The 4,554-nt window shown below is 68.3% G+C and carries 3 protein-coding genes; 2 read left to right on the top strand and 1 reads right to left on the bottom strand.

Annotated elements, in window-relative coordinates:
• Positions 1–1,421: PD-(D/E)XK nuclease family protein (locus tag GH737_RS13210; protein ID WP_196233183.1), on the top strand; the 1,421-nt coding region annotated here is incomplete at its 5' end.
• A gap of 2 nt (positions 1,422–1,423) precedes the next feature.
• Here the strand turns inward: GH737_RS13210 and GH737_RS15455 are convergent.
• The gene (locus GH737_RS15455) at positions 1,424–1,564 is read right to left on the bottom strand and encodes a hypothetical protein (protein WP_196233184.1); all 141 of its coding nucleotides are present in this window, start codon (positions 1,562–1,564) and stop codon (positions 1,424–1,426) included.
• 41 nt (positions 1,565–1,605) lie between these two features.
• On the opposite strand from GH737_RS15455, the gene addA reads away from it, so the two are divergent.
• Positions 1,606–4,554, top strand: a 2,949-nt coding sequence (addA, locus tag GH737_RS13215) for a double-strand break repair helicase AddA (protein ID WP_155265264.1), incomplete at its 3' end; no start/stop codon positions are given.

Here is a 4,554-nt window from a genome sequence, read left to right on the forward strand (position 1 = left end):
CGGCCTCGTTGGCGAGGTTCGCGGCGTCGCTTGCGGAGGCGGCAAATGCGCTTGCCGGTGACCGGGCCTGGCGCGGTGCCGACGGGCGGATGGGGGCGGAACTGCTCGCCGAGCTGCAGGCATCCGAAGCCGCCGAGCAGTTGATGGTCACGGCCGAAGACGCTGTCCCGCTACTCCGGCAGCTCCTCGACGGGCGCGCGGTGCGGCCGCCCTACGGCGGGCACCCGCGCATCTTCATCTGGGGTCTGCTCGAAGCACGGCTCCAGCGGGCCGACCTGCTCGTGCTAGGCGGGCTCAACGAAGGTGTATGGCCGGCGCTGCCGGCGCCAGATCCATGGCTTCCGCCCAAGGTCCGCGCAACGCTGGGGATGCCGACGCTCGAATTCCGAATTGGTCTTGCGGCGCACGATTTCGCGAGCGCTCTCGGTGCGCCCGAGGTGCTGATCACCCGCGCCAGGCGCGATAGTCGCTCACCGACGATCGCCTCGCGTTTTCTGTTGCGGCTCGATGCAATCAGCGGCGGCCTTCCGCGCGATCTCGTGCTTGAACGGATCACGCGTGCGCTCGACGATCCCGGTCCCCCGAAACCCGTCGACCGTCCGGCGCCGTCGCCGCCGGCCGAACAACGGCCGGAGAAAATCTCCGTGACGTCGGTGGACCGGCTCAAGGCCGACCCGTTCGCTTTCTACGCGAGCTCGATCCTGCGCCTCAGGGCGGAGGATCCGGTCGACGCCGACCATACGGCGCGGTGGAAAGGCGAGGCGGTCCACAAGGTGTTCGAGGAGTGGCTCCTCCACGACGAGTGCAATCCCGAGAAGCTGAGGGTCCGCGCCGAGCGGCTGCTTGCCGACGAAGCGATCCACCCGATGCTGCGCGCGCTGTGGGCGCCGCGCCTGCTCGAAGCGATCGATTGGATCGTCGGTCTAGAACGGGCGAACCAGGCTGCCGGAAGGAAGCCGTTGCGCGCGGAAATCAAGGGCGAGGCAGCGCTTGCGGGCATCACCGTGCATGGCCGCGCCGATCGGATCGACCGGCTGCCGGACGGCGGGCTTGCGATCGTCGACTACAAGACCGGCAAGCCGCCCGGGAAGAAAGCCATCGAGGCCGGCTTTGCGCTTCAGCTTGGCCTGCTCGGTCTCATCGGACGCGCAGGCGGGTTCGACGGGCTGAGCGGCGAGCCGGAAGTGTTCGAATATTGGTCGCTGATCCGCGATCGCGGCAGCTTCGGCAAATGCGTGCGCGCGGACAAGGATTTCGAACCCGGCGAGTTCCTAAGTCACGCCCACCGCAGTTTCGCCGAAGCGGCCGGCCGCTGGCTGACCGGCACTGAGCCGTTCAAGGCCAAGCTCAATCCGGCTTACGCACCCTACGGCGACTTTGACCAGTTGATGCGGCTTGAAGAATGGTACGGCCGCAAATGACGCTAGGCGCGCGGCTTCTTCTTGACCTTCGACGCGTAGAGGAGCGCGGCGACGATCGCGGCCGAGCCGATGCCAACCGCCACGCCTGCCTTCACAAGCTTCGCCCGGCGTTCCTCGTTTGCCTTGTCGCTTTCGTCGCTCATGCCCGATTCTCTATGGCGTTCAGCGCCGCTTTGGAAGCGCTATGAGCGCGCGGTTCAAAACGCTCCCGCAGCTCGAAGGCGAGCAGGCCGCGGCCGCTGACCCGGCGGTCCACGCGGCAGTGTCGGCATCGGCCGGTAGCGGCAAGACGCAGGTCCTCACCGCGCGCGTGCTTCGGCTGCTTCTCCAGGGCGCACGCCCGGAATCGATCCTGTGCCTCACCTTCACCAAGGCAGCGGCGGCGGAGATGGCCAACCGCATCGGCGCGCGGCTCGCCGCCTGGGTGCGGCTCAAGGATAGTGAGCTCGCGACCGACCTCGATCATCTGGGGGCTTCGACCGACCCGAAGACCCGCGAAAAGGCGCGCCAGCTGTTTGCGCGCGTCCTCGACTGCCCGGGCGGGCTCAAGATCCAGACCATCCACGCTTTCGCGCAGTCGCTGCTTGCCGCCTTCCCGGCCGAGGCAGGGATCACGCCGGGATTCCAGCCAATCGAGGGCAGGGCCGAGCAGGAGCTGGTGCGACGAACGCTCGCCGACCTGATGGCGAATGCGGAGGCGAGGGGCGACACAGAGCTCATCGGCGACGTCCAATGCCTCAGCAGGCGCCTCGGCGAGCTCGGCGCCGTCGAATATCTCCAGGCGTGCGCGCGCAAGCCCGAGGCGATGCGGGCGTTGGGCCGGCGCGACGCGGTCGAGCCGCTGATCCGCGCGATCATGCGTTTGCCGGAGGGGTCGGTTGAGGATTATCTTGCCGCCCGCTGCGCGGACGATGGGTTCGACTGCGACCTGCTGCGCGCGATTGCCGGAGCCAACCGCAGCTGGGGCACGAACACGGGCCAAAACATCGTCGAACAAATCGAAAGCTGGCTTGCGATGGAACCCGCCGCCCGCGCGACCGCCTTGCCTGACCTGTCATTCGTGGTGTTTACCGGCAAGGGCGAGATCAGAAGGACGCAGTCCGGCCAGCTGAAGGCCGATCCCGACTACGATCGCCATGTCGAGCGGCTCGCACTGGGCATCGCCGAGCTGCTCCAGGTCCAGCGTGCAGCGAAGCTCGCGTCCGACATGGCTGCGGGGCTGCGGGCGGGGCAGGCGTTCGCAGAGGCCTATACGCGCGCCAAGCGTGCGGCGGGGGCGGCCGATTTCAACGACCTGATCGAATGGACCCGTGCGCTGTTCCGGCAACCCGGGATGGGCGAGTGGGTCCGCTACAAGCTCGACCGCGAGGTGGACCATGTGCTGGTCGACGAAGCGCAGGACACCAACGCGGCGCAATGGGACATCATCGAGCAGCTCGTTGCCGAATATTTCAGCGGATCGAGCGAGACCGAGCAGCGGCGCCGGACCCTGTTCATGGTCGGCGACTTCAAGCAGGCGATCTACGGCTTCCAGGGCACCGACCCGCAGCGGTTCCGCGAGGCGCGCGAGCACTTCAAGCGCCGCGCCGACGCGCTCGCCGGAGCCGAGATGGCCACCGCTTTCCGCGACCTGTCGATCGCTGCCAGCTTCCGCTCAGCGCAGCCGGTGTTGGACGTCGTCGATGCCGTGATCGGGACGCTTGGCGCCGAGCAACTCGCGCTGACCGGACCGCCGCCGCGGCACGCCGCGTTCCATCGCGGGCGCGCAGGGCAGGTCGAGCTGTGGCAGCCGTTCGCGCCCGAATTCGATGATGATGAGGACGAAGGCGAGGAGAGCTGGATCACGCTCCGCGCCCGTCAATATGCCGACGCGCTCGCCGAACGCATCCGCGACCTCGTCGCAGAAGCCCCATACTTGCCGTCGATGGAGCGGGCCCTGACGCCCGGGGACATTCTCGTCCTCGTCCGCAGCCGCGGCGAGCTGGCTTCGCTCCTTGTCGCGCGTTTGTTCGCGGCTGGCGTTCCGGTCGGTGGCGTCGACCGGCTGCACCTCCACGAGCCGCTCGCGGTCCAGGACCTGCTTGCCGCGGTGAAGTTCGCCGTCCAGCCCAATGACGACCTCAGCCTCGCATGCCTGCTCGTCTCCCCGCTGATCGGGTGGGACCAGGACCAGCTTCGTGCTCTCGCTTATGGACGCAAGGGCTCGCTGTGGCGCGAGCTCCGGCAGCGCTCGGCGGAATTCAAGAACGCACACGAGGCGCTCTCGGAGCTGCTCAGGATCGCCGACTTCACCACCCCCTCGGTGTTTCTCGAGACCATCCTGTCCGGACCCATGCAGGGCCGGCGCAAGCTCTACTCGCGCCTTGGAATGGCGGCCCGCGACCCGATCGACGAACTGGTCAACAGCGCCCTCGAGTTCGAGCGCAACGAGACCGCTTCGCTCGACCGCTTCCTTGCCTGGTTTTCGCGCGGCACCGTCGACGTCCAGCGCGATCCGGGACGCCCCGGCAACGAGGTGCGCGTCATGACCGTGCACGGCGCGAAGGGCCTCGAAGCGCCGGTCGTGATCCTGGCCGACGCCACCGCTGATCCATCGCGCCTTGGACGGACGCCGATCACGCTGGATTTCGAGATTGGCCGTGGCGGAGATGCGCCGCTGCTGCGTCCCAAAAAGGAGGAGCGCGGCCCCCCATTCGAGGATCGGATCCTCGCCGAGGAGAAGCGCGACCTCGAGGAGCACTGGCGCCTGCTTTATGTCGCGCTGACCCGCGCCGCCGACCGCCTGATCGTGGGCGGCGTTGCGCCCAAGCCGAAGAAGGACGGGTCGGAGGCGCGCCCCGTCAACTGCTGGCACGTCGCGGTCGAGCGGGCGATGGAGTCGCTGGGCGCGACTCAGGCCGACTACCCGAAATGGGGCATTGGGCTTGTCTATGGAGCTCCCGGCGCATCGAAGCCGCGACGGAAGACGCCGAAAGTCGCCCGGCCGGCCAGTGCGATCCCATCGTGGACGTCGAAGCCGGCCCCGCCCGAGGCGCGCCCCCCGCGTCCGCTTGCGCCGTCGTCGATCGCAGTAGACGACGACAGCGCGCCGCCCCCGAGCGAGGCGATGCGCGCGGCAGCACTTCGGGGAACG

The organism is Sphingomonas segetis (assembly GCF_009720245.1).
Lineage (GTDB): Bacteria > Pseudomonadota > Alphaproteobacteria > Sphingomonadales > Sphingomonadaceae > Sphingomicrobium > Sphingomicrobium segetis.